Source organism: Acinetobacter sp. WCHAc060042, assembly GCF_003231195.1.
GTDB lineage: Bacteria > Pseudomonadota > Gammaproteobacteria > Pseudomonadales > Moraxellaceae > Acinetobacter.
In genome coordinates this window covers 32,161-56,791 of sequence record NZ_QKVN01000002.1, presented here as the reverse complement: position 1 = coordinate 56,791, position 24,631 = coordinate 32,161, and the positions used below count along the sequence as shown (strand labels likewise).

At 39.4% G+C, this 24,631-nt stretch carries 27 protein-coding genes; 4 read left to right on the top strand and 23 right to left on the bottom strand.

The features are described from left to right. The first annotated feature begins 525 nt into the window (after positions 1-525). Complete coding sequence (locus tag DPG01_RS01275; RefSeq protein WP_110973952.1) at positions 526-828, top strand: hypothetical protein; 303 nt, start codon at positions 526-528, stop codon at positions 826-828. A 153-nt stretch (positions 829-981) separates the two neighbouring features. Next, entirely contained in the window at positions 982-1,446 is a 465-nt protein-coding gene (locus DPG01_RS01270) for a MarR family winged helix-turn-helix transcriptional regulator (RefSeq protein ID WP_086210117.1), read from the top strand. A gap of 5 nt (positions 1,447-1,451) precedes the next feature. On the opposite strand, the gene DPG01_RS01265 is transcribed toward DPG01_RS01270, so the two are convergent. From DPG01_RS01265 to DPG01_RS01245, 5 genes are all read right to left on the bottom strand, one after another. After that, positions 1,452-2,114, bottom strand: a complete 663-nt coding sequence (locus tag DPG01_RS01265; protein WP_110973951.1) for an SOS response-associated peptidase family protein — start codon at positions 2,112-2,114, stop codon at positions 1,452-1,454. An 808-nt stretch (positions 2,115-2,922) separates the two neighbouring features. After that, positions 2,923-3,399, bottom strand: a complete 477-nt coding sequence (locus tag DPG01_RS01260; RefSeq protein ID WP_110973950.1) for a hypothetical protein — start codon at positions 3,397-3,399, stop codon at positions 2,923-2,925. Between the two features lie 76 nt (positions 3,400-3,475). Continuing rightward, a complete protein-coding gene (locus tag DPG01_RS01255) occupies positions 3,476-5,638 on the bottom strand; it encodes a malate synthase G (RefSeq protein ID WP_110973949.1) in 2,163 nt (720 codons plus the stop codon). A gap of 362 nt (positions 5,639-6,000) precedes the next feature. Then, complete coding sequence (zapE, locus tag DPG01_RS01250; protein WP_086210121.1) at positions 6,001-7,152, bottom strand: cell division protein ZapE; 1,152 nt, start codon at positions 7,150-7,152, stop codon at positions 6,001-6,003. Between the two features lie 85 nt (positions 7,153-7,237). Beyond that, positions 7,238-8,245, bottom strand: coding sequence for an AraC family transcriptional regulator (locus DPG01_RS01245; RefSeq protein ID WP_110973948.1), 1,008 nt, complete (start codon positions 8,243-8,245; stop codon positions 7,238-7,240). Positions 8,246-8,394: 149 nt separating this feature from the next. Here DPG01_RS01245 and DPG01_RS01240 point away from each other — a divergent pair, with 149 nt between their 5' ends. Next, complete coding sequence (locus DPG01_RS01240; RefSeq protein WP_110973947.1) at positions 8,395-9,906, top strand: flavin-containing monooxygenase; 1,512 nt, start codon at positions 8,395-8,397, stop codon at positions 9,904-9,906. A 45-nt stretch (positions 9,907-9,951) separates the two neighbouring features. Then, positions 9,952-10,860 carry a lysine exporter LysO family protein gene (locus DPG01_RS01235; protein ID WP_086210124.1) on the top strand — a complete coding sequence of 303 codons (909 nt, stop codon included), beginning with the start codon at positions 9,952-9,954 and terminating at the stop codon, positions 10,858-10,860. 354 nt (positions 10,861-11,214) lie between these two features. On the opposite strand, the gene pyrF is transcribed toward DPG01_RS01235, so the two are convergent. The 18 genes from pyrF to DPG01_RS01145 form a co-directional block, all read right to left on the bottom strand. Then, the gene (gene pyrF / locus DPG01_RS01230) at positions 11,215-11,895 is read right to left on the bottom strand and encodes an orotidine-5'-phosphate decarboxylase (RefSeq protein WP_110973946.1); all 681 of its coding nucleotides are present in this window, start codon (positions 11,893-11,895) and stop codon (positions 11,215-11,217) included. Positions 11,896-12,134: 239 nt separating this feature from the next. Next, positions 12,135-12,500: a lipopolysaccharide assembly protein LapA domain-containing protein gene (locus DPG01_RS01225; protein ID WP_086210127.1), complete on the bottom strand. Its 366-nt coding sequence runs from the start codon at positions 12,498-12,500 to the stop codon at positions 12,135-12,137. A gap of 20 nt (positions 12,501-12,520) precedes the next feature. Beyond that, the gene (locus DPG01_RS01220) at positions 12,521-12,823 is read right to left on the bottom strand and encodes an integration host factor subunit beta (protein ID WP_086210128.1); all 303 of its coding nucleotides are present in this window, start codon (positions 12,821-12,823) and stop codon (positions 12,521-12,523) included. Between the two features lie 161 nt (positions 12,824-12,984). Next, a complete protein-coding gene (gene rpsA / locus DPG01_RS01215) occupies positions 12,985-14,661 on the bottom strand; it encodes a 30S ribosomal protein S1 (protein ID WP_086210129.1) in 1,677 nt (558 codons plus the stop codon). Between the two features lie 112 nt (positions 14,662-14,773). Next, positions 14,774-15,457, bottom strand: coding sequence for a (d)CMP kinase (cmk, locus tag DPG01_RS01210; RefSeq protein WP_110973945.1), 684 nt, complete (start codon positions 15,455-15,457; stop codon positions 14,774-14,776). Positions 15,458-15,474: 17 nt separating this feature from the next. Next, on the bottom strand, positions 15,475-15,906 hold the full coding sequence (locus DPG01_RS01205; RefSeq protein ID WP_110973944.1) for an SRPBCC family protein: 432 nt from the start codon (positions 15,904-15,906) through the stop codon (positions 15,475-15,477). Positions 15,907-15,985: 79 nt separating this feature from the next. Beyond that, entirely contained in the window at positions 15,986-16,483 is a 498-nt protein-coding gene (gene tadA, locus DPG01_RS01200) for a tRNA adenosine(34) deaminase TadA (RefSeq protein WP_110973943.1), read from the bottom strand. 9 nt (positions 16,484-16,492) lie between these two features. Continuing rightward, positions 16,493-17,611, bottom strand: a complete 1,119-nt coding sequence (locus tag DPG01_RS01195; RefSeq protein ID WP_110973942.1) for an enoyl-CoA hydratase/isomerase family protein — start codon at positions 17,609-17,611, stop codon at positions 16,493-16,495. Beyond that, complete coding sequence (gene ung, locus DPG01_RS01190; protein ID WP_086210134.1) at positions 17,608-18,321, bottom strand: uracil-DNA glycosylase; 714 nt, start codon at positions 18,319-18,321, stop codon at positions 17,608-17,610. Before ung ends, DPG01_RS01195 begins: the two co-directional genes overlap by 4 nt. A 41-nt stretch (positions 18,322-18,362) precedes the next feature. Next, a complete protein-coding gene (locus DPG01_RS01185) occupies positions 18,363-18,959 on the bottom strand; it encodes a 6-pyruvoyl trahydropterin synthase family protein (protein WP_110973941.1) in 597 nt (198 codons plus the stop codon). Between the two features lie 122 nt (positions 18,960-19,081). Then, entirely contained in the window at positions 19,082-20,029 is a 948-nt protein-coding gene (gene gspK / locus DPG01_RS01180; RefSeq protein ID WP_162900258.1) for a type II secretion system minor pseudopilin GspK, read from the bottom strand. An 81-nt stretch (positions 20,030-20,110) separates the two neighbouring features. Continuing rightward, positions 20,111-20,731 (bottom strand): type II secretion system minor pseudopilin GspJ, encoded by a 621-nt coding sequence (gene gspJ, locus DPG01_RS01175; RefSeq protein ID WP_110973939.1) that lies wholly within the window; start codon positions 20,729-20,731, stop codon positions 20,111-20,113. Next, positions 20,728-21,189 carry a type II secretion system protein gene (locus tag DPG01_RS01170; RefSeq protein WP_404814565.1) on the bottom strand — a complete coding sequence of 154 codons (462 nt, stop codon included), beginning with the start codon at positions 21,187-21,189 and terminating at the stop codon, positions 20,728-20,730. The genes gspJ and DPG01_RS01170 overlap by 4 nt, the downstream gene beginning before the upstream one ends. Positions 21,190-21,238: 49 nt before the next feature. Next, a complete protein-coding gene (locus tag DPG01_RS01165; protein ID WP_110973937.1) occupies positions 21,239-21,808 on the bottom strand; it encodes a type II secretion system protein in 570 nt (189 codons plus the stop codon). 12 nt (positions 21,809-21,820) lie between these two features. Then, positions 21,821-22,435, bottom strand: a complete 615-nt coding sequence (locus tag DPG01_RS01160) for a TetR/AcrR family transcriptional regulator (RefSeq protein WP_110973936.1) — start codon at positions 22,433-22,435, stop codon at positions 21,821-21,823. A 46-nt stretch (positions 22,436-22,481) separates the two neighbouring features. Further along, positions 22,482-23,255, bottom strand: coding sequence for a TatD family hydrolase (locus DPG01_RS01155; protein ID WP_110973935.1), 774 nt, complete (start codon positions 23,253-23,255; stop codon positions 22,482-22,484). A gap of 26 nt (positions 23,256-23,281) precedes the next feature. Then, complete coding sequence (locus DPG01_RS01150) at positions 23,282-23,623, bottom strand: PilZ domain-containing protein (RefSeq protein WP_110973934.1); 342 nt, start codon at positions 23,621-23,623, stop codon at positions 23,282-23,284. 14 nt (positions 23,624-23,637) lie between these two features. After that, on the bottom strand, positions 23,638-24,621 hold the full coding sequence (locus DPG01_RS01145; protein ID WP_110973933.1) for a DNA polymerase III subunit delta' C-terminal domain-containing protein: 984 nt from the start codon (positions 24,619-24,621) through the stop codon (positions 23,638-23,640). Positions 24,622-24,631 lie beyond the last annotated feature (10 nt).

Genomic DNA, 24,631 nt, shown 5'->3' with positions numbered 1-24,631 from the left:
CCAGAATTATGTTTCTGTTTTAAAAGCATAAACCCACACGGCGACGGATCCATTTTTGTGACCTGTTCAACTAAAGATGAAATAATTATGCCTGAGATGTTTGCTTTGTAATATTTTTTTTATGGTTTTTAACAAAATTTTAATATTTAGATACTTATAGAGTGAAATTTACCCTTAAAGCGCCAAACTTGACTTTAGATATTGTCACTTAATGCCAATATTCGATGTTTAAAAATTCTAGACGCATTGGTCATTTTTTAAAAAATTAATTTTCAAACTCAATTTATTTGAATCAAATAAATGTTTTTTATACATTATTTATTTTAATAATAGTTAAAAAAAATCAATTTATAATATTTATGACCTTACGCATTGAAACTTTTTGTTAAAAACACTAGTTCACAAATCCATTTTTTTCACTAAAATGAAACACAGCCAAGATTGTTGTAAAAATAATCAATTGCTAAAACCAAGGATGCGCGGATTTCTAATCCAATCAAGTAATACAGAATAGGATTCATTGCTATGACCAATGAAAAGGCTTTGACTTTTAATAAAACGTCAAAAATGCTTAGCAATACTAGCTACGAAGGCTCATATCTCAACTTAGAATCATCATTTGATCAGCATCAAGTTAAAATTGTGGTTTCGCATAATAACCAAAAGTTTGAAATGCTCCTACCTATCGTTCTACAAGACGGTACCCCAATGGCTAAACTTTCTTTAGATTCTCACCAGAATGCTGAAGTAGAAGATGAAGTTATACAATTTGCGCAGACTATTGTTGGCTTTCACCAAAATAAAAGCAGTTATACCCTATCTGTTTAATAGCCACACTTAGCTTCAAATTACTGTTAAAAGATATTTCATCTGCAAATCTCTTTTAACAGTAATTTTATATTGCTAAGTATATGAGTGTTCACATAAAATGTGTTCAATTGATTTATAAAATAAAAATACGATTCACGGGGAATCCGTCACATGACCAAAAAGTATAGTAAGTTCCTACCAGGTTCTGAAGATTTTTCACTGGAAAACTTTCCATTTTACTGGGTAACTCAAGTACATGCTCAATATGTACTCAATGTTGATCACGCTTTGAAAAAATATGGTTTAGACAACTCTCGTCGTCGTATTTTACTTGCTCTCAAATCAAAACCACATGCCAGTGTTTCTGATCTATCTGACATGGTCGTCTCAAAAATGTCGACAACCACCAAAATTGTTTATCGTTTGAAAGATGAAGGATTGGTTGAAACTTATTCTTGTGAAGATGATGCACGTATCACTCGTGTCCTCCTCACAGAAAAAGGCACGGAGATGACCAGTAAAATTAATGATTTAACCAGTGTAGTACTTGAGCAATCATTTGAAGGTTTAACACCTTTGCAAATTGAAAAAATGATGGAAAGCTTGAAACACGTGTTTAAAAATTTAGCGCGCTAAACCGTTTAAAAGTCGAAAAAGTTGAGCTGGGGACTCTCTTTTTCGACTTTTATTTTGGGTACATAAGAACATTCAAACTCTTCAACAGGAAAGCCTTGTACAAAAGATTGAATATTTGACGATTTCCAGCTAAGCCATTCCTCTAAACGGTCATGTGGAATCACAATCACTGAACGCTTCACATCCCCCGGCTCATGGAACTCCCGCATCATTGGGTGGTCTATAGCATCCATCGTCAGCATGGTTGCTGACCGCACTACCTCGCCTGCTATGCGACAGATTTCATAAAGAGCGGCAACAAAAATAACCTGCCCATCTCGTCGTCTAACACCCCATCTCTGTGGTTTTTGCTCTATATATTTTGACTCATAGAATTCAAAAACTGGAATTACCCCAAACTGATATTTTGAAGTCGCTTCAATAAAACTAGCCTTTTGCAGAAGTGTCTCACTTCGAGCATTATAGGTTTTGCTTGCAATACTCTTATCTTCTGCCCACCTCGGGATTAAACCAAAATGCACCTTACGCCATTCAAATCCTATATTTGATTTGAACAATAAGGGCAGCTCATAACCTGGATACACCTCTTCCACATAATCAAAAGGAATTTCAGGTAGGCCAAACTGCTGTACTTGAGCAAGGGTTAGAGGTTTAAAATTAGCACACATAGCATCAAATCATTTTCGCTTTTTTGTCTCAAGCGAAGTTCTAAAATTAATCAATAGAGTAACATATCATCTTGGATATTTTACCCATAAGGCATAATCAACAAAAGCCCAAACTAAAGCCTTCAAAATACATCACTTAGCTTGAGCTAGAAAAGATATGCGAGACCTGTAAATACCATCTGCCAATATTGAGCACAACAAACGACAACCTAGCTTTTGTTAAAGCATACTTTTCTACTACCGTACGGCAAAAGTATAATCTTAGCTATTTATCTAAGTTTAGGCCCTAAATAATAAGTCTGCACCAGTCAAAGCGACTAAAAATAAAATGGGATAAAGACTCAATAAGATATTTTTTCCAATCAGTTAGTGAAATATTTAAGTCGAAGTCAGCTTATTGATGGCGAAACTTCATCCATAAATTCGCACCATATAGCAATCAAGATTGATACGCTCTGTAAGGCCAATACATTCATTAGAGCTCTTGTAAAAGTCAAAAAATGATCATGCATTGGTAATAAAATAAGTGTTGAACGTCACTTATCTCTTGTTGAAAAGCTTAGAATGAGGGCGGATTCTTCCTATCAATCCTCTCCCTAGCCTTCTCCTTTTAAAAGGAGAAGGAACTTTCATTGTGATTTCAATACAGCTCAAAAAATGACTTATGCAAGAAATCCATTTATCTTAGAACAAATCTAGTAGACATAGACCTTATTTTTACTCTTGGCTTTAGAGCAAACCAAGTGCTTGGTGGACTATATATCCTGTCGAAAGCTCAATAAAAGTTCTCTATGAATATAAATCTTTTTCATCTCAGTTGATTAATTTGTTTTACTGCCATATAAATTCGCCAATAAATATATGTACTGATAATAACTTCAAAAATAAGATCTATGACTATATTTAATTGCTTAAGCATTGCCTCTTCCAAACTGGAAGCAAAAACCAAAATTATGACTTGCAAGGAAATACCAACTATCAAAAACAACACAAGTGATTGAATTGTAATAGGTAGACTCAAAGCAATAATACGCTTTAAAAAATCACGACCTTTTTCACCCCCATTTACTTTAAAGATTGCATTTATCCAGCTAATCAACAAACCAATTTGCAGAATAAATGATGCCCACGCTGCGGATACGGTAGATTCGGGTGCAAGTGTAAGTGCTAAATAACTCAACAAGATAATAATGGCACTCACGATATAATAATTTTTAAAATCTGTTTCTGAGACTTTATTTAACTTCAAATCTTCTACTAATTTATTAACATTCCAGAAGTACATTGTTATTCCTTGTTCTTATACTATTTAAAATTGCTGATAAAAAAAGCCTCCGAAGAGGCTTTTTTAGCTTTACAGATTAGTCACCTGTATAACCTTTTAACTTCAAACGTGCAGCATGTAGAAGTGGCTCTGTATAACCTGATGGTTGCTCACCACCTTTAAACACTAGGTCATAAGCTGCTTTGTATGCATAACCATCGAAGCTTGGTGCCATTGGTGTATAAAGCGGATCGTTTGCGTTTTGCTCATCAACGATTTTCGCCATACGCTGCATCACTTCTTCAACTTGCGCTGCAGATACGATGCCATGACGCAACCAGTTTGCAACGTGTTGAGATGAAATACGCAAAGTTGCACGGTCTTCCATTAAACCAACGTTGTTGATGTCTGGAACTTTCGAACAACCTACACCTAAGTCAACCCAACGTACAACATAACCTAAGATCCCTTGAAGGTTATTTTCAAGCTCTTTAGTTTTCTCTTCTTCAGTCCAGTTAGTATCTGTCGCTAAAGGCGGTGTTAACAAATCGTCTAATGATAAAGGCTGAGTATTCAAGAGTTCTTTTTGACGCTCAGACACGTTGCATTGGTGATAGTGAATCGCATGAATGACAGCACCAGATGGAGATGGAACCCATGCACAACTTGCACCTGCTTCTGGATGTTCAATCTTGGTTTTGTACATGTCTAGAAGCATGTCTGGTTTTGGCCACATGCCTTTACCAATTTGTGCTTTACCACGTAAGCCCGCTTGAAGACCGATCATCACATTGCGGTTTTCATATGCTGGGAACCAAATTTGTGCTTTCACTTCGCCCTTACGAACAAATGGACCTGCTTCCATGAAAGTATGAATTTCATCACCTGTACGGTCCATGAAACCTGTATTAATGAAGATAGTACGGTCTTTTGCTTGAGCAATACAGTTTTTCAAGTTTACAGAAGTACGACGCTCTTCATCCATGATACCGATTTTTAACGTTTTTGCAGGCAAGCCAAGCGCTTGTTCTGAACGCTCAAACAACTCAACCGCAAAAGCAACTTCTTCAGGACCATGCATTTTAGGTTTTACGATATACATTGAACCTTTACGCGAGTTCTTGTTTTCGTTTTCACCTTTAATGTCTGCAAAAGACAATAACGGAGTGATTAATGCATCCATAATCCCTTCGTAGATTTCAGCACCATCTACAAGGATCGCAGGGTTGGTCATGAGGTGACCCACGTTACGCAGAAGCATCAATGAACGGCCATGAAGTTTCGTTTCACCGCCGATCAAATTTTTGTGCGTACGGTCTTTATTCAAAGTACGCGTAACGGTTTTACCATTTTTCTCGATAGACTCTGAAAGTGTACCTTTCATCAAACCTAACCAGTTACGGTAGCCTTCAACTTTCTCTTCTGCATCTACAGCAGCGATCGAGTCTTCTAAATCTTGAATTGTGGTTAATGCAGACTCAAGAACCAAATCTTTTACGCCAGCCGCATCTGTTTGACCAATTGGGCTATTTGCATCAATTTCGATAATAACGTGTAGGCCGTTATTTAAAAGTACGATTTCTGTTGGAGCAGATTCTTCGCCATTGAAACCTACAAATTGTGCTTCGTGTGCTAAGCTTGTTGTTGAACCATCTTTCAAGGTCACAACTAACTTTTTGCCTTCAACTGCATATTTTGTCGCATCAGCATGTGAACCATTTGCTAATGGGAAGGTTTCATTTAAGAAGTTTTTAGCAAATGCAATAACTTTATCGCCACGTACTGGGTTATAGCCTTTACCTTTTTCAGCGCCACCGTCTTCAGGGATCACGTCAAAGCCGTAAAGTGCGTCGTATAAAGAGCCCCAACGCGCGTTTGCAGCATTTAAGCAGTAACGTGCATTACGTACAGGTACCACCAATTGCGCACCAGCCAATAATGCGATTTCTTCATCTACATTTTCTGTGCTGATTTGGAAATCTTCTACTTCTGGTACCAAGTAGCCAATTTCAGTAAGGAAAGCTTTGTAAGCTCCAAGTTCAAATTTGTTGTTGCGGTGCCATTCATCAATCTTCGCTTGAATGTCGTCACGCTTAGCCAATAGTGCTTTGTTCTTTGGGCTAAGATCGACAACGACTTGTTCAAAGTTCTTCCAGTAAGCTTCACTGTCCAAACCTGAACCTGGAAGTGCTTCATTTTCGATGAAATCGTAAAGTTCTTTAGCAATCGCTAACTTGCCTTTTTGAATACGTGCAGTCATTGTCTTTCCTGATATTGCTACTTTTTATACAAGAGATTCTAGTATACCGATTTAAACTTGGCTGAATAGTAATATCACCGTGCGAAATAGTGAACATTTTTTATTTAATACCGTAAAAAAGCTACCAAATAATATACTGCTCAAAGCACAAGCACTATCAATTTACAAAATGCTCTTTAATAGTTTATTAAGTTTTTGAAATGTCGAAATTAGACTTAAGTGCAGTTTTGCTTATATTTCACACTTAAAACCAATATTCTCCCTGTTTTTCAACCCTGATTAAGCCATGTTTATAAAAAAAAGTCGATAAAATAAACAATGAAAATGCACATAAAAAAGCATCCTTTCGGATGCTTTAACTTTTAGATTTCTTCTTGTTGTTTACTTGCTTCAGCTTGTATTTGTCGATGCGCTTCATTCAAGTAATCATCTGATTGCATTTCCAATAAACGTGAACGCGTGCGTTCAATTTCAAAGGCTAATTTATCACCAGAGTACAAATCAATAATCGTATCTTCTGAGGTTAAAATCAGTTTTACCCCACGGTCATAAAACTCATCGACCAAATAAATAAAACGACGTGTCCCTTCAGAAAGATAGTCCGTTAAGTGCGGCACATTGCTTACCAACACCGTATTATAAATATTTGCAATTTCAATAAAGTCAGCAGGACTCCGTGGTTTTAAACACAGCTCAGAATACTCACACCATAAGACATCTTCAGTATGTCCCACCGTTTCCACAATACGATTATTAATAATAATTGGTTCATCTGAAATGGTTTGGGTTTGTGTCAATGCGCTAAAACGCTGTGCAATCCAACGTTGGTGTTCATGTGTTAAAGGCGATTTAAAGAGTTGCGCCTGTTTTAAAACACGTAAACGGTAGTCCACGCCTGCATCTACATTTAAAATCACACACTGTTGTTTCACCATTTCAATGGTTGGAATGAAACGATCACGGTGAATGCCATTTTTATATAAACCATCTGGTGCAATGTTCGAGGTCGCCACCAAGGTAATGCCACGGGCAAAAAGCTTTTGGAACAAATCACTGAGAATCATGGCATCCGTCACATTCGAGACGAAGAACTCATCAAAACAAATAACCACCGCTTCTTTATAAATTTGATCAGCAACTGCATCTAAAGGATTACGCTGACCTGAAAGCTTGTTGAGCTCACGATGCACGTGTTGCATAAAATGATGAAAGTGCATGCGCGTTTTACGGCGAAACGGAATTGAGTCATAAAACTGATCCATCAGCCATGTTTTACCCCGGCCTACACCACCCCACATATATACACCACGTGGAGAGGTTTGACGGCGGAAACGACGGAATGCCTTTTTTGATGCCTTAAAACGTTGAATTAATTCATGCCAAACGCGATCCAACTCGTGTACGGCCTGTGCTTGCGCGTCATCGGGCATAAACTGTCCAGATGCTAAGGCTTGAGCATAACGCTCGGCAGGAGATAAAGGGCTGAATGCGGTAGGTGAATTAAAATCTGACATATCATTTAATACTATTTTTAGGCTATATCAATTATAGCGGAGTGGAAAAGTTAATCTATAACACTTTGGCATGATTATGCTTAGGCTATTTCCCATATTGTCGTGGACTGTAACCAAACCAACGCTTAAATGCATGATTAAAAGCTGCAGGCTCTGAATAACCCAATAACTCTGCAATCATTTCAATGGAATATTCCTGATATTCCATCAAATGTAGTGCACGATCTTTCATTAATTGCTCACGAATTTGTTTATAACTGCTATTTAACTGTTGCAACTGGTGCCTCAATGTTCGCTCTGGCAAGTTCAGCGCTTGTGCTGTTTCTGCCATAGTCGGTAGTAACCCCCGCTGCAACTCCAAATAATCTTGTACACGTTGAATCAAACTTGGCTGTTCAGCGGTTTCTTCCAAACGTTGCAATTCTGCCTGACATTTGCCCGCATACACGTTGAAGGTCATAGCATCTGCTGAAGGAATAGGTATATTAAGCATACGCTCATCAAACCAAAATTCAGCTTGCTGTGTACCAAAACTCACTTGCTGACCATAAACCTGCCGATAGAGCGCAAGCTTCTTCGCATCTTCAGGTCGTGCAACAGGTAAAGTCATCCGAATCTCAGGCATCTCTAACCCAATCATCTTATAAATATCTTGTAGGAACTTATAGGTTCCCGCGATTTCAGAATGTGCTCGCAACTGTCCTAATGGTGTTTGCAAGTCACGTGGTAAATAACACAGTGCCACTTGCTCATTTTGTTTTTTCAAACCTAATAAGCCACTTAAATGCGTCAAACTCTGATAGCGGATACCCTGTTCCAATGCTGTGTGTGTCGTCGGGCTGGTCATCAACAACATGAGTAAAGGACCGTAACCTGCCAGAGCGTAATGCTGACCGATGAACAAGCCTTGCTCAGGCTCAATACCTTCTGCAATGATTTTCAAAATATCCCACTCTAGAGCAGGATGGATGATCACATTCGGATCAAGCGACTCTACACGCAAACCAATGCTTTGTAACTTTTGATCGACTGCGACTCCTGCTTTACGCATTCCTTGAATCAAATACATCAAGCCAAGTACAGAACGTTTCATAATCAATTAAAAGCAAAATATTGGGCTATGTTTTACTACAACCATCCAGCACTCAACAATTGCCGAATCTATCAATTTTAATGTCAGCTCTATCATAGATCTTGTTAAGCATTGCTCTACAATCAATCAAAACAAAAAAGGAAATTCTCATGCAGGCAGCAAATTCAAGCTTAAACACTCCTCATGCACGGATCGCTATTATTGGCGCAGGTTTTGGTGGCTTAGCTATGGCGATTCGCCTGTTAGAAAGTAATATTCAAGACTTTATCATTTTAGAAAAAGCCAGTGAAATAGGCGGAACTTGGCGTGAGAACCAATATCCAGGCGCTGCTTGCGATGTGCAGTCTCACTTATATTCTCTGTCTTTTTCACCCAAGACTGATTGGTCTAAACGTTATGCTGAAGCACCTGAAATTTATCAATACATGCAAACACTGACTACTCAACATCAATTGCAGTCTTATATCCGTTTTAATACCGAAGTCAGCTCAGCCCGTTACTTAGAAAATAAATGCATCTGGGAGTTGAAACTCAATCAAACAGAAATACTGACTGCTCAATTTGTGATTTTTGCCTCAGGTCCATTGCATGTACCACAAATCCCGTATATTGCAGGCATTGAGAAATTTACAGGCAAAGTTTTCCATTCATCACAGTGGGATCATAATTACGACCTTAACAATAAAAATGTTGCTTCCATTGGCACAGGCGGCAGTGCGATTCAATATATTCCTGAAATTGCAGAAAAAGTGAAGCAACTTTACGTACTACAAAGGACAGCTGCATGGGTTATTCCACGAGATGAAAGGCGCTATCTCCCCCTTGAGAAAACCCTTTTTGAACGTTTTGATTGGTTCCGAAAAATTCACCGTGCCCGACTTTATTGGTCAAATGAATCTCGTGTAGTTCCCATTATGAAACCACAGGTCATGAAATATGCACAAAAACTAGCAGAAGCCTATATTCGCCATCAAGTAAAAGATTCTGCGACTGCTGAGAAATTAGTTCCTAACTATATTATGGGTTGTAAACGAATATTGGTCTCCAACAAATATTATCCAAGCTTTAACCGTAAAAATGTTGAATTGATTACCGATGATATTTTGGAGTTAACTGAGGACAGTATCATCACCCAAGATGGGAAAAAGCGTGCAATTGACTGCCTGATCTATGGCACAGGTTTTGTGACCGACCCTCGTATTTACCTCAAATCTTTTAGCTGTACAGGACTAAATCATATCGAGCTGACAGAGGCATGGAAAAATGGCGCCGAAAGTTACTATGGGATTAGCACCAAAGGCTTCCCTAACTTATTCCAGCTTTTAGGGCCCAATACAGTCTTAGGTCATAACTCGGTTATTTTTATGATTGAGTCGCAAGTGAATTACATTTTACAGCTCATCGAGATGACACAAAAAACGCAATCTCAAGCGATCGTTGTGAAAGCAGATACTCAAGATCAGTTTAATCAACATCTACAAAGTCAATTTACCAATACCATTTGGCAATCTGGCTGTGTGAGTTGGTATCAACAAGAGGACGGGAAAAATTTCTCTTTATGGCCTACCTATACCTGGAAATATTGGCTGAAAACACGAAAAGTAAATCCTGCAGACTATCGTTTTTTAAATTCCAAGCAAGATAGTCAAGCAATCAATTAAGATCGCGGTCATAATAAGTCAGTATTTTTTCACACTTTATTTGACATGCAATCTTTTTGGTTGATTTTCCAGCTTCTTATTTGTTTGGCACTTGGATTTGTTTTGGCGCGTCGTTTACCCAAATGGCTTGAACGACTTGCGTTTCAAATCCTGCCTTATTTTACCTATATTCTCTTAATTGCAATTGCGGTTGAATTCTCAACCACATTACATAGCATTGCCCAACCTTTGCAGATACTTAATCATGCGGCTCTTTTAGCAGTTATGACCAGCCTCGGGGCTTTTGTTTGTTGCTATATCTTATTCAAACTTTTAGGTTATCAACCAAGTCATGGCAAAGTGTCCATGAGTCTAGTGACTAAGTCTTTAATCAATATCAGTTATGCATTTATTGCATTAGGATTGGGTTATGCTTTGGCAGAGCTATCATCAAGTTTCGGCTATACCCTTCATATCAGCACATGGAACTTACTCTTGGTTTTCATGTTCCTCATTGGGCTTGATTTGGCCTATTCACCACTCGATCGCTCATGGTTAAATTGGCAAATACTGCTCGTGCCACTTGGTTGTATCCTTGGTTCATTAATTGGTGCATTTGTGACTGCTTATTTTGTACCTGATTTGCAATTAAAAGATCTAATTATGCTGTCTCAAGGCTATGGTTTCTACTCGATGACGGGGATTGTGGTCACGGAATTAAAAAATGCACATTTGGGTAGTATTGCCCTCATGAACGACCTGTTTAGAGAAATCTTTGCAATTGTGTTCATGTACATTATTGGCTGGCGATATCCACGCTCTGCCATATCCTCCGCAGGAGCTACTGCCATGGATGTTACCCTACCTATGGTCAAACAAGCGTGTGGAAATGATTTTATCCCACATGCCATGGTAAGCGGTTTTATCTTGTCTGTGCTGGCGCCTATTGTTGTCAGTGTCTTGGCAGCAGTATAAGTCATCTCACGATCATCACGCCTCTTCACATGAGGTGTGATGCTGTACTCAACATTTCTCTTTTCATCTTTTAAAATAAACTGACTCAGCTTATATCAATTTTTTTCACCAGATCACCCACCGCCTCAACCATTGTTGCACCTAACTGATAGCTGAACAACAGCTATGGCTGATACCCAAGCAGATGAATTCGTGGAGTCTTCATCTTGTTCTGTTAAATCCGGCTTCATTTACAGTCGCACTGCATAATTCAGTATTTTGCTTTGCCGTAATCATCTTCAGCTCAAAAGATTCTTTAAAAAAAGAATGTATAAAAAAAGCCTTTCAAATGAAAGGCTTTTTAGAGTTTTATATTTAGAGCGTTGCTAGAATGTCTTTAAGCGTTTGACATGGGTTAGCAGACTGCGTAATTGGACGACCAATGACTAAATGAGTTGCGCCATCTAGCATGGCTTGCTTTGGCGTTACAATACGTTTTTGGTCATCTGCACTCGAACCCTCAGGGCGAATACCTGGAGTTACCAATGCGAACTCTGAACCAAGCGTTTCACGTAACATTTTTGCTTCTTGTGCTGAACACACTACGCCATCTAAACCACTGTCTTTGGTCAATTTTGCTAAACGTTTGACTTGTTCAAAGGGTTCAATATCGAGGCCGATATCGGCTAAATCTTCACGACCCATCGAAGTCAGGACCGTTACTGCAATGAGCTGGGTATTATAATTTCCCGCTTTTAAACGTTCGGCACAAGTTTCCATCATTTTTCGGCCGCCTGAAGCATGGACATTCACCATCCAAACGCCCATTTCTGCCGCAGCACACACCGCTTGCGCAGTGGTATTTGGAATATCATGAAATTTTAAATCTAAGAACACTTCAAAGCCTTCACGATGTAAAGCTTTAACGATAGATGAGCCTTCATGGGTAAATAATTCTTTACCAACTTTCACACGGCATAATTGAGGGTCTAATTGCCCAGCAATCGTCATTGCGTCATAATGACTTTTTGCATCTAAGGCAACGATAATACTCATGAGGAGACCCTTCAAACTGACAAAATTATGGCATTATACGGATTAAGCCTAAAACGACCAAGACTATTTTTTCTAAAAACTATTCAAAATTCAAACCAAGCTCTTTATTTATATAATTTTATATCATTATCAATAGATTAATGCACAATAAAAAACGCCTTTGGCCATATATCCAAAGGCGTTTAAATCAAACTAGCTTCAATATTTGGTAAAACAAAAACCTTACTTCATATTGTGGCTCAAAGCGGTGTAGATGGACGATCATTCGGATTGATATCTAACACCGTTTTTTCATGTCTTGTATGTGCTGCAGCTTCAGCAGCAGCCAACTGCGCCGCATGAATTTGTTCTTTACGGAGGTGATCAATATCTTTACGTAATCGCTTAATTTCCCAACTTTTCTGGAATACACGAAATACCTGAACACCAATCAACAAACCCAAAACAATCCCTAGCGCCATTGTTAACAATAACAACAAACCTAGACGCATTGCTGGAACCTGTATAAACAACAGATCAACAGTAAGCTCAGTTCCGTTTTGCAGTACTAAAGCTAAACAATAGCCAAACAGTACAATTAATAATGCGAATAATACGTAACGCATAAACACCCCGATAAATTTTATTAGTCTGCAGAATCGTTTACTGCATCACGTAATGCTTTACCTGGTTTAAAATGTGGAACAGCTTTAGCAGCCACCTCTACCGACTTACCTGTTTTAGGGTTACGACCTACACGAGGCTCACGATGGTGAAGTGCAAAACTCCCAAAACCACGAATTTCAATACGGCTATCAGAAGATAGTGATGCAATCATTTGATCAATCATAATCTTAACAGCTTCTTCCACTAGTGGCTCTGCTAAGTGTGGATTTTTTAGAGAAATACGCTCTATTAAGTCAGACTTATTAAGTGCTTCCGTAGTCATCTGCGACCTCTTTAATTATCAAGCTACCATGTAGATAGAATGATAATAACCTGTTTAAATACAAAACGGTAGCGTAATAAGTGAATACTACGCTACCGTTTATTGTATTTGTGTAAAAAGTATTAGTTAACTTACATTAACAATACAATTTAAACATCTACTTAGTTGCCCATTTGAGCTTTGATCAAATCACCAATAGTCTTAGGACCATTGTCTTGACCGTTAGCTGCTGTCTTCAAGTTAGCAACTGCTTCTTTCTCTTCAGCTTCGTCTTTCGCTTTGATAGACAAGTTGATAGAGCGAGATTTACGATCTACGTTGATGATTTTAGCTTCAACTTCTTGACCAACTTCAAGGAACTTAGTTGCATCTTCAACGCGGTCGCGATTGATTTCAGATGCTTTAAGAGTCGCTTCAACTTCGTCAGCTAACTTAACAGTTGCGCCACGAGCGTCAACAGCAGTTACAGTACCTTTAACAAGCGCACCGCGTTCGTTAGCAGCTAAGAAATCGTTGAACGGATCGCTGTTCATTTGTTTGATACCAAGGCTGATACGGTTGCCTTCAGCATCTACAGAAAGGATAACAGCTTCAACAGTGTCACCTTTCTTGTAACGACGAATCGCTTCTTCACCTTGTTCGTTCCAAGAAATATCAGACAAGTGAACTAGACCATCAATACCGCCTGGTAAACCGATGAAGATACCGAAGTCAGTGATTGACTTGATAGTACCTGAAACCTTTTCACCTTTGTCGTGGTTCTTAGCAAACTCTTCCCATGGGTTAGCACGAGTTTGTTTGATACCAAGAGAAATACGACGACGTTCTTCGTCAACTTCAAGAACCATAACATCAACTTCATCACCAATCTGAACAACTTTAGATGGGTGGATGTTTTTGTTTGTGTGGTCCATTTCAGAAACGTGTACTAAACCTTCAACGCCTTCAGCGATTTCTGCAAAACAGCCGTAGTCAGTTAAGTTAGTTACGCGAGCTTTAACGATAGAACCTTTAGGATAACGGCTCATGATCGCCAACCATGGATCTTCGCCTAATTGCTTAAGACCTAAAGATACGCGGTTACGTTCTTTGTCAAATTTAAGTACTTTAACAGTAACTTCTTGACCAACTTCAACCACTTCTGATGGATGCTTGATACGTTTCCAAGCCATGTCAGTGATGTGAAGAAGACCATCAATACCGCCAAGGTCAACGAATGCGCCGTAGTCAGTAAGATTTTTGATAGTACCAGTAACTGTTTGACCTTCTTCAAGCTGAGCAAGAAGAGCTTCACGGTCAGCTGAAGATTCAGCTTCCATAACAGCACGACGAGATACAACAACGTTATTACGTTTAGCATCAAGTTTGATTACTTTAAATTCTAACTCTTTACCTTCTAAGTGAGTAGTATCACGAATAGGACGAGTATCAACTAAAGAACCAGGAAGGAACGCACGAACTGGACCGATGTCAACAGTGAAACCGCCTTTAACTTTACCAGAGATAACACCAGTAACGATTTCGCCGTCTTCAAAGATTTTTTCAAGTTTAGTCCAAGTTTCAGCACGTTTCGCTTTTTCACGTGATAAAACTGTTTGACCCATGCCATTGTCAAGAGCTTCAACAACAACATCAACAGTGTCGCCAACTTGAACTTCAAGTTCGCGTTGTTCATTTAAGAATTCAGCGCGGTCAACAATACCTTCTGATTTAAGGCCAGTGTCAACTGTTACCCAGTCAGAATCGATGTTTACTACAACGCCTTGGATGACAGCACCCTTTTCAACGTTGAGGTTTAATTCGCTTTCTTCAAAGAGGGCTGCAAAAGATTCGGTCATGATATACCTGATAAAGTCAGCGGTCTTGGATCAGACAAGGCCGGTTTAGTTAAGCGTCTACATAGTCCATATTGAACTGATCAAGCTATGCTTCTGCTGAATATAAAATTCGTTAATTTGCTAATTGCTTATCTATATAAGCCGTCATGAGCTGAAACACCTCATCAATGTTCAATTCAGAACTATCAATGAGATAAGCATCAACCGCTGGTTTGAGTGGAGCAACTTCTCGCTCCATGTCACGTTTATCACGCGCCTCAATATTAGCTAAAATATCGTTTATTTTAGCATCCAGCCCCATACCCTGCAACTGCTTTACTCTTCGTTCAGCACGAGATTGGGCTGAAGCAGTTAAATAAATCTTCGCTTGTGCTTCAGGAAAGATTGATGTAGCCATGTCTCGACCGTCCGCAACCAAACCAGGGGGCTGTGCAAAAGCATGCTGGCGATCAACCAGTGCAGCTCTAAGTTCAGGAATCGTTGCAACTTTTGATGCAAACTCACCAACTCGCTCAGTGCGAATGGTTTGACTAACATCCTCACCCTTAAGCAAGACTTGTGTGCCTTGCGCAGTGCTTAAAAATTGTATGTCTAAATGTGTAGCAATTTCCACACATTGTGCCAACTCTGTCGCCACAACATCTAACAAATCATGCTGATGTAAGGACAATCCCAACAGACGATAAAGTGCACCTGAATCAAGCAAATGAAACTGATAATGCGCTGCTATTTTTGCAGCGAGCGTGCCTTTGCCCGAACCACTTGGACCATCAATCGTAATAATTTGAACTGTCATTGCTTACCCAAAGTTTGTTATACAGATTTAGCGAGTTTTGAAAAACCTAGTTTAATCGCAGATTTAAGCTGCGCAAGAATTAATTTACTGACAAAAGGCGCACGTGCCTGTAATTCAATCGTATAGGTCACTAAAGTTTTATTTGGATCAATTGCTTCGAACTCAATAATCCCGAGATGATGCTTGATGAGTGGATTTTTAATAATTTTGTATTCAATCCGCTCATTCACTTTCATTAGTGTGATTTGTTCTTGTAAAGGCTTAATAGGACCGAAGCCCATACGACGAACAGAACCTAGACCATCAGGGCGTTCTGGATCTGCCGAGTCTTTTACCCGAACCACTTGGACTGGTGCAAATGCAACGTTATACGTGGAGTGTTTAGACAGTAAATCAAACACCTGCTCTAAAGGCGCACTAAACTCTTTCTTAATCTGAATATGATTCATGGTCGATTCCAATATATTATTTGACAATTTTAATTGTCATTTTATTTTACATGAAATGAGCATTATACAAACATCTCTGTCACTTTTCTTGTAAACGAGATAGTCGTTTTTGCTCGCGACGCATTTTAAAAAATTGACTAAGTTGCAACGAGCATTGCTCATGCAAGCAACCTGCTTCAAACAAAAACTGATGATTATAATACCCTGTTTCAAATAGTTTACGGGCACTGATTAAAGAGCCTGCTTTGGGTTCAGTTGCTCCAAAAACCACTTTTGCAACACGTGCATGCACTAAAGCACCCACACACATGGTGCATGGCTCAAGCGTCACATATATGACCGCATCATCAGGTAAACGATAATTTTGTATATTTTTACAAGCATCTCGAAGAGCTTGAACTTCTGCATGTGCGGTAGGGTCATTCAATGAAATAGGTGCATTAAAGCCTGAACCAATAACCTTATTCTGGCTCACGATGACCGCCCCAACAGGAACTTCTCCTTTTGAAGCGGCAACTGCAGCTTGCTCTAAAGCAAGCTGCATCCATTCACTGTCCGTTTTTAAAACATCTGTCATAAAGTCAAATTAGATTAGGTCGTAATGCTTAAGAAGTTCGTTCCAACTTGCGATAGTTGTCGTTGGCGGATTTCCAGCAAAAATACCTTTTAAGCTATTATTAACCCCTTGTTTCCATGCTGGTGACAAATCTTTATCCACTAAGCGCGCGCGTACACCCTCAACGAAATCTGCATGGCGAATTTTCCAGTCAGAAATTTGTGTCTCAAGCTCAAAAACTTCATTCCACGAATGAACCTGTTTACCCCACTGCCATAACAACCATGTTAATGCAGCAGTTGTAGGTGAACCTTTTTGCAAGTTCTCACTGGCTTGACGAAGCCAATCGCTACGCGCATCACTTAAACCGACAATAGCATCATAATCATGCTCAAAGTTCACACCACGACATACACTATGAATCACATCCAACGAGTTTTGTAGTGGGCCTGGACCTACCGGGCGGTGCATACTATTTAAGGTATCATCAATCGCTCTAAAGTCACCTGCTGGATAATGGCTCCAATCAATATTGATCAACTTTTCAAGCACGGTACTACGTTGCGTATCACAAATATGGGTGGCCCAGCCTATACCATATGCGCCAGCTGCCGTCATAATTGAACCCGTTAAGCCAGTAAACAATCCAATAGCACCACGATCTGCCAAGAAGCGCGTTGCGCCAACATCTGGATACAAACCGATATTAATCTCAGGCATCGCCAAACGTGAATGCGGTGTGACCAAACGGAATGGCGCAGCCATAAACAGACCTAAACCACCACCCATCACATAACCTTCGCCCCACACCAATACTGGTTTTGCATAATTATGCAATAGTAGGTCCAGTGCATATTCTTGTTCAAAGAATTTATTTGCTGTCGCTACTTCGTCATTAATCACCAATTGACGCAGCTTACGCACATCACCACCCGCACAGAATGCTTTTGGTGTCGTAGAATCTAACCAAATGGCTTTAACATCATCATTATGAAAGTCTTGAAATACTTCAAATAGAGCAGAAACGATCGTTTCATCCAAAGCATGAAGTGATTTTGGTCGATTCAGACGAACAATGCGCCAACCATTTTTTGCTTCTTCTACAATCAAATCTGGATGGTAGTTTTTAGAAACGGGAGAATATGTCATGCGTCCAGCTGCCAGTCTATAGGCTCAATGCCATGTTGTTTAAGATAATTATTGGATTTTGAAAAAACTTTACAACCGAAGAATCCACCACGGTTTGCTGCCAAAGGTGACGGATGTGCCGCCTTTAACACCAAATGTTTTTCTTGATCAATCCGTTGTCCTTTCCGCTGCGCATATGCTCCCCAAAGAATAAAAACAATATGCTCTCGCTGTTCATTTAACACATCAATCACATGATCAGTAAAGTCTTCCCAACCTTGTTTTTGATGTGATGTCGGTTGACCAGCTTCAACGGTTAATACACTATTCAACAGCAAAACACCTTGCTGCGCCCAACGAGTTAAATCCCCATGTTTAGGTATTTCAATACCTAAATCTTTATTTAACTCATGGAAAATATTACGTAAAGATGGCGGTAAAGCAAGCCCTCTTTGTACGGAAAAACTGAGTCCATGCGCCTGATCGGGTCCATGATATGGGTCTTGTCCTAGAATCACTACTTTTACATTTGACAATGGTGTTGTATTAAATGCATTAAAAATCAGTGCATTTGGCGGATAAATCACTTTATTCGCCTTGATTTCTGTAACAAGAAATTGCTTTAACGCATCCATTTTTGGACTCAGTAAAAAATCACTTAATCCATATTTCCAACTGGCATCCAGCTGAATTTTATCAAGCTTGGTTTGCTGTTGTTCTGTTAAAGACATACTTGCGCCTTATTCCTTGACTTTATATTCTGTGACTAATTTCACAATTTGACTTGCAATTCTACATTCGGATTATGAAATTTGATACCTTCTTTTAACTTGCTATACATTTCAGTATCATTCCATTCTGCTTGAATTTGCTCTGAAAATTCTATTTTATTAAGAGCTAAAAGTCCCATCTGCTCATTTTCAATATCTTCAATAAAGCTTTGCGCATAACCCGTATCTGTTTCATGTACAATCACAGAATACACTTCCACATCACCCTCACCGTTTTGAGTTACAGTCGAAGCAAGTACTTGTTGGGCAAGGTAAAAGAAGATACGCGAAAATTGCTCAGCTGATGGTGAAACTGGTAAAGATACCCAACGCGCACTAAATGTTTTGCAGGCTTGAATATATTCAGGATCGTCGTTTTGCCAAAAACAAATTGCATGATCAAAAGAATCATAAAGATCTTTAATCACACCTTTGAGCAAACCAAAGTCATAGACCATTTGACCATGATCCAATTTAGAGGCTTTGAGAAGTAATTCTACTTTGTAGCTATGACCATGAATCGAACGCTTACAACGATCCGAAGTACAATTACGTACAATATGGGCATTTTCAAACTTAAATAACTTACGAATTAACATATGTCGTAATGCAATCAAACTTTCTGAGGATTAACTTTAATTATAAAGCAAAAGTTAATAGATGCTCATTTATTTTATTGTTGAAGTCGATTGACAAATCATATCAATCTGCCCAACGACGTTTAAAACGGTGCCATACTTCGATATGCCACATAAACTGTTTGTTCTTTTCGCACCAAATCACTACTAAATTGACGTTTACGCTCATTGAGCATCACGTCTATTCTTACTTTAAAATAATTGGATTGAACACCCAGAAAATCATTAACCGCAGCCCGTTGCTCTTCTTCAATCTGATTAAACGGATCAATTTCCCACAACTCACTGACATTAGAAAAATGTTTAAGACTGGCCTGTTGTTGTTTTTGCATGTTTTGAATAGCTGATATATCTAGTTTCGGGTCAATACTTGCCAATACCAACGCAGGTGCTGTATTTATATTCACCTTTAAGGCATTGCTCGATAATGCACTGACATAAGGTGCGATGAGTTGATAATTACGACCTTCAAAACCACGAACCAACTTCAACTGCTCGATATTATAAAAAGGTCGATTTGCTGGTAAATAACCTTGAGCTAAACTTTGATAATAAGTCGATTCTGCGCCCATCGACCCACTGACTTCGTCATTTTCATCTTGCCAGTCAATGACTGCTTCTGAAAGTTGTGCAGGCAATCCAACACGCTCTAACAATTTTTCAAACCAGAGTTTTGCAGCTTCATTGACTGTTCCGTCTGATTTAAGCAGCCCATTTAAATTAAATTTACCCGACTGATCTTCCAGACGCCCTGAAACAAAACCGTCCTCTACTGGAAAAGCAGGCATAGGCTTTGCCCACGTTTCTTGTAGATGATCAACATCCGCAGCATTCTGCGCATCATCCACCAACAATTCAGCAAAAAAAGCTTCAGCACTTTTTGCATATAACAAGGCTTGGTTTTGTCTCATTAGATAAGCAGTACTTTCAGCCGTATTCCGCTGATGTTTCGCAATAGTCGCTGCGAGGATAGTTGCTAAAGCCACCATCACCAAAATCGTAATCAGTGCAATACCACGCTGAAACCGCATCAAAAGGTGCCCCTATTCGCAACGAATATATTTAAAAACAAATGGTTTGGTATAAAGCCCGCGTGTTTCATGTCCTACAACTTAATCTTTTTGTTTTAAAAAGTCGGTATTTAACAAACTAAATACCCATTCATAACGCTCATCATTGACTGTGAGGTTTATTTTTAAACCGCGAGGCAACAGCTTGGCCTGTGCTAGATCATGATCATTTAATGCTGCTTCAGGCCACTGTGCTAATTCATTTGGATTGAGCACCATCACTTGAAATTGATCGACCGACTCCATTAAGACACTGGTTTCAGGTTGGTCATGACCTATTTGATTTAAGTTTTTATATTTATAACGATACAGTTTTTTTTCATCTGCTTTGTAAACATATTCAACCCGTTCTTCAGGTGGTATACCTTGCATTAAAGGATCTGTCACACCCGTTTTACTAAAACTAAGCTGCCCATCTTGCAGTACCAAAGCAGGCTGAATTTGATCAGCCACATTGGCTGTAATTGGAACAATTTGTACCGAGTCACGTAGCAATTGCTGATAAGCTTCTTGTAACTGCCCTAAACGTTGCTCATGTTGCGTATTTCGATCTTTGATCTTGATTAGATAATCAAACACTTTCCAGCCCAAAGCGGACAATACAGCAAAAATTGCAATCGCCACCAATAACTCAACCAAAGTGAAGCCTGAGCGTTGTTTCATGGCTGGCTTCCATCACGATGGTTAAAAAAGACCAAGCTCGTAACACCTGAATCCACTTTTCCAGTTTCAGTATTCACCAAGCTCACTTGAACATTGACACGTTGGACATTGGCACTGATCGTTGCCTGAGCCGATTTATCAATTTGCCAAGTTTCTCCTTGCTGAGTGATTTGTTTAGAGGCTGTACCTTGTAACCAATCACGATTGATTTCCATCATGGAAATTTCATTCAAAGCAACAAATTGAGCTTTGGTTCGTAAAATTGCATGTGCTGTAGACTGGGTATATTGCATACCTACTTTGGTTAAAGCGACCGCTGCGGTAGCAAAAATAGCCAGAGCAACCATCACCTCCAACAATGTAAATCCTGAGAAGTGGTTAATTCGCGCAAGATTCGATCTAAGGGGTACTGCCTCGCAAGAAAGACCCAAAGCTATGTTTGAGGGGCGAGGAGTCATGAAATACTGTTTCATCCGAGCACAAGAATGCAGGCGATGTTGTAAACTTTTAGCTCGCATTAATCTTACCTAAATGATCAATTTCAATTTCCGCCCCCACTGGTTCATTCGCATAATAAAATTGAATGCGTACAGGCTTAGCCTCCCCATTTCCCAGCCAAATCAATTTAGGGGCATTTTCTTGGATTAAATCATTATTTCCCGCTTTCGAAGCGTCATAATCTAAAGATTGCACTGCGAAAGAAACATTCTTGGCTAAAACTTGCTGAGGAAACTCTGTATATGCTTGCCACTTTTGCTGATTTTGCATCGTATTATTTTGTTGTGGTGTAAAAGCTGTTAGTTGTGGATTTTTATATTCAATCACATTATATGAAAAATCGGCGACATCAGTTGCAGGATGAATTTCTAATGCCAACACACGTGCCTGATCATTGGCTTCGCGTGCAATTTTCTGCACATCCATTATGAAAAAATCACGGGCTTGCGCCGCTTTACGTTGATCAACCCCATTGATATTCAACATCACCAATGATGCCATAATGGCCATAATCACAATCACCACCATCAATTCAACCAGTGTAAATCCTTGAATCCTTGAAGGTGGTTTCTGTTTCATAGATCTAATCCGCTAAGCAAAATATCCCGCGGCACCCATTTGTTTAGGCATCGCCAAAGCTTGGTCAATATAAGCAACACGCAAGGTATCACGCGAACCCAAATAACGTTGATAAAAACTAGAGTTTAAAATGGCTGCCGCACCATGCGTTAAAGACCAAATAGAAGCCAAATAATCGCGTACCGTCATTTGGCTGTCGATCGACTCTAAATACCGCTCCGTCATACGAATAATCAAACGCAAACGTTGCTTACGCACCTGATAAAGCTCGGTAAATAAATGATAGATCCCAACACCAGTGGTCGATAATCGCTCTTCGATTTGGTGAAATAACACCGTCCGTTCAGGATGATGCAAATGATGAAGCATAAAAAAAGCTAAATGTTCAGGGAACTGCTTATCCGTGTCCTGAATCATTTCAAGCAACATGCGCTCATTACGAATAATAAGCAACATATACAGTTCATCTTTACTTTGAAAATGCTTATAAAGCGTACCTTTTGCCAGATCCAATTCTGCTGCCAATGCATCAAGGGTCATTCCTGCTTCGCCATTTTCTAAAAGCAACTGTTCAGCCACTTGAAAAATTAACGCTTCTCTCGCTCGAAACTGAGCCTGACGATCCATCTTCACCCTATCACTCTCTTATACGCTTTTATCGTTTCAATTTTATTTACTTCATCTTGAGAAGGTTTTCAAAATTCTGCGTTGTGATGAAAGCCATCTCTTCCAAGGACTTATCATATACGTCTGCCAAGGCTTTTGCTACATAAGGAACGTACTTTGGTTCATTAGACTTTCCTCTATACGGCATAGGGGCTAAATAGGGGCTATCCGTTTCAATCAAGAGGCGGTCTAAAGGAACTTGTTTTGCAACATCACGCAGGTCTTGCGCATTTTTGAAAGAGACAATACCTGAAAATGACACATAATAACCACAATCTAAAACTGCCTTGGCTGTTTCCCAATCTTCAGTAAAACAATGCAAAATACCATGCGTTGATTTTTCAGCACGAATAATATCCACAGTATCTTGTTTCGCCGAACGGGTGTGCACAACAACTGGTTTTTTTACAGCTTGTGAAGCATGAATATGTCGTGCAAAACAGTCTTTTTGTTCTGCAATAAAATCTGTGCTATGAAAGTAATCAAGCCCAGTCTCACCAATCGCCCATACCTTTTCAGGTTGTGCAAGTTCAATTAAATAATCTGTACTTGCACGCGCCATAGTTTCAGGATCTTCACAAGGATGCACGCCAACGCTATAACCTACATCGTTATGACGAGCCGCTATTTTTGCCAATTCAATATGGTCATCAATATCAACCGAGATGCTCATAAAGCGATGAACGCCAGCTTCACGTGCCTGCGCTAATGCTAAATCTAAACTCCCATCATAAGGCGTTAAATCCAACATGGTTAAATGGCAATGCGTATCTACAAACACGGGCGTTTCCTACTTCACTTACATAATCACATAGTGTAACTAGTTCGACCTTCAGACTTAAGACCTGCAAGCAATTTTTCCGCCTCAGATTTGTAATAAATCCCTTTCTCTCCAGAAAGCTGAATCCCAAATCCTTGAAGTTTGATTCCATTTTGTTTTTGAGAAACCCAAATAACTTTGCCCGTCAGTGGGATTTTTTGCGACTGTTCTGGCAATGTTGCCAAAACAAAGACCTCCTCGCCCAATTTCACAGGCTGCTTAGATGGAATAAACAAACCACCACCTACAACAAAAGGCATATAACTGGCATATAACGTTGCTTTATCTGGAATATTGGCTTGAATAATTCCGCCCATACGTGGTTGCATAAAATTCCCCTGTTTTAAACATCCATCAACCGAATACACAATTGGTCGAGCACTAAATTAGTTTGTACATTTTGTTCAATATATTGTTTTGACTGTTGCAGCTCAGCATAAATTGAAAACAACGTTTCAAGTGAATACTGTTCTGCTAGCACACTGAAATCCAAATCAGTGTTTTTCAACTGTTGATTTAGCTTGACACAAATCAAATCTGACAACAAGTACTCAAACATTTGAATAAAATCACTGAATGCGAGCACTTTATTCCACTTGGTCGCAATTGCCATTGGCATATTTTTATCCACCACCAACTTTTGCCAATCTTTTAAAAATTCAGCCCGTTGAGCCAACCATTCACTCTCGGATAATACAATAGCCTGCAAAGGCATGTGGTTAGATAAATTCATCAGCAAATGTAGCTGTGCTAAGTCACTATTGGGCAAATGTTGATTTAAAAATTGCTCTGCTTGTTGCGGTTGAATCCGATCCAAAGCAAAGTGTTGTAAACGACTACGAATCGTTGCAGGCAGTTTTAAATAGTGGTCTGCCAATAAGATGATAACAACACGATCACCCGGTTCTTCAAGCGTTTTTAGTAGCGCATTGGCTGATGCAATATTCAATGCTTCAGCCGGCTCAATCATAACAACACGCCAACCATCCACGGTTTGTTGTACAAAAGGCAAAAGATCACGGATTTTTTCAATTTTGATTTTGGCATTTTGCTTTTTATTGTCTTCATCTGTGGTGATGTGAACATAGTTAGGGTGTGTATCCGCCTTTAACCACTGACAACTTCCACACTCACCACAGGCTAATTGCTTAGCTTGTCGATTAGCACACAACACCCAAGCCAAAAACTGCTCAGCAAAAGTCTCTTTACCACAACCTTTTCTGCCATAAAACAATAAGCCATGACCAATATTGGGAAATCGTGTCGTCAACGTTTCCCAAACACTTTGATGCCACGGATAAATCTGCTCAGGCAGGGTTTGTTTCATGTCTAAAACC

What these genes read in the sequence shown, in the direction of transcription:
- DPG01_RS01275 (WP_110973952.1), top strand. Translation starts at nt 526, where the DNA reads ATGACCAATGAAAAGGCTTTGACTTTTAATAAAACGTCAAAAATGCTT.
- DPG01_RS01270 (WP_086210117.1), top strand. Translation starts at nt 982, where the DNA reads ATGACCAAAAAGTATAGTAAGTTCCTACCAGGTTCTGAAGATTTTTCA.
- DPG01_RS01265 (WP_110973951.1), bottom strand. Translation starts at nt 2,114, where the DNA reads ATGTGTGCTAATTTTAAACCTCTAACCCTTGCTCAAGTACAGCAGTTT.
- DPG01_RS01260 (WP_110973950.1), bottom strand. Translation starts at nt 3,399, where the DNA reads ATGTACTTCTGGAATGTTAATAAATTAGTAGAAGATTTGAAGTTAAAT.
- DPG01_RS01255 (WP_110973949.1), bottom strand. Translation starts at nt 5,638, where the DNA reads ATGACTGCACGTATTCAAAAAGGCAAGTTAGCGATTGCTAAAGAACTT.
- zapE (WP_086210121.1), bottom strand. Translation starts at nt 7,152, where the DNA reads ATGTCAGATTTTAATTCACCTACCGCATTCAGCCCTTTATCTCCTGCC.
- DPG01_RS01245 (WP_110973948.1), bottom strand. Translation starts at nt 8,245, where the DNA reads ATGAAACGTTCTGTACTTGGCTTGATGTATTTGATTCAAGGAATGCGT.
- DPG01_RS01240 (WP_110973947.1), top strand. Translation starts at nt 8,395, where the DNA reads ATGCAGGCAGCAAATTCAAGCTTAAACACTCCTCATGCACGGATCGCT.
- DPG01_RS01235 (WP_086210124.1), top strand. Translation starts at nt 9,952, where the DNA reads ATGCAATCTTTTTGGTTGATTTTCCAGCTTCTTATTTGTTTGGCACTT.
- pyrF (WP_110973946.1), bottom strand. Translation starts at nt 11,895, where the DNA reads ATGAGTATTATCGTTGCCTTAGATGCAAAAAGTCATTATGACGCAATG.
- DPG01_RS01225 (WP_086210127.1), bottom strand. Translation starts at nt 12,500, where the DNA reads ATGCGTTACGTATTATTCGCATTATTAATTGTACTGTTTGGCTATTGT.
- DPG01_RS01220 (WP_086210128.1), bottom strand. Translation starts at nt 12,823, where the DNA reads ATGACTACGGAAGCACTTAATAAGTCTGACTTAATAGAGCGTATTTCT.
- rpsA (WP_086210129.1), bottom strand. Translation starts at nt 14,661, where the DNA reads ATGACCGAATCTTTTGCAGCCCTCTTTGAAGAAAGCGAATTAAACCTC.
- cmk (WP_110973945.1), bottom strand. Translation starts at nt 15,457, where the DNA reads ATGACAGTTCAAATTATTACGATTGATGGTCCAAGTGGTTCGGGCAAA.
- DPG01_RS01205 (WP_110973944.1), bottom strand. Translation starts at nt 15,906, where the DNA reads ATGAATCATATTCAGATTAAGAAAGAGTTTAGTGCGCCTTTAGAGCAG.
- tadA (WP_110973943.1), bottom strand. Translation starts at nt 16,483, where the DNA reads ATGACAGATGTTTTAAAAACGGACAGTGAATGGATGCAGCTTGCTTTA.
- DPG01_RS01195 (WP_110973942.1), bottom strand. Translation starts at nt 17,611, where the DNA reads ATGACATATTCTCCCGTTTCTAAAAACTACCATCCAGATTTGATTGTA.
- ung (WP_086210134.1), bottom strand. Translation starts at nt 18,321, where the DNA reads ATGTCTTTAACAGAACAACAGCAAACCAAGCTTGATAAAATTCAGCTG.
- DPG01_RS01185 (WP_110973941.1), bottom strand. Translation starts at nt 18,959, where the DNA reads ATGTTAATTCGTAAGTTATTTAAGTTTGAAAATGCCCATATTGTACGT.
- gspK (WP_162900258.1), bottom strand. Translation starts at nt 20,029, where the DNA reads ATGCGGTTTCAGCGTGGTATTGCACTGATTACGATTTTGGTGATGGTG.
- gspJ (WP_110973939.1), bottom strand. Translation starts at nt 20,731, where the DNA reads ATGAAACAACGCTCAGGCTTCACTTTGGTTGAGTTATTGGTGGCGATT.
- DPG01_RS01170 (WP_404814565.1), bottom strand. Translation starts at nt 21,189, where the DNA reads ATGACTCCTCGCCCCTCAAACATAGCTTTGGGTCTTTCTTGCGAGGCA.
- DPG01_RS01165 (WP_110973937.1), bottom strand. Translation starts at nt 21,808, where the DNA reads ATGAAACAGAAACCACCTTCAAGGATTCAAGGATTTACACTGGTTGAA.
- DPG01_RS01160 (WP_110973936.1), bottom strand. Translation starts at nt 22,435, where the DNA reads ATGGATCGTCAGGCTCAGTTTCGAGCGAGAGAAGCGTTAATTTTTCAA.
- DPG01_RS01150 (WP_110973934.1), bottom strand. Translation starts at nt 23,623, where the DNA reads ATGCAACCACGTATGGGCGGAATTATTCAAGCCAATATTCCAGATAAA.
- DPG01_RS01145 (WP_110973933.1), bottom strand. Translation starts at nt 24,621, where the DNA reads ATGAAACAAACCCTGCCTGAGCAGATTTATCCGTGGCATCAAAGTGTT.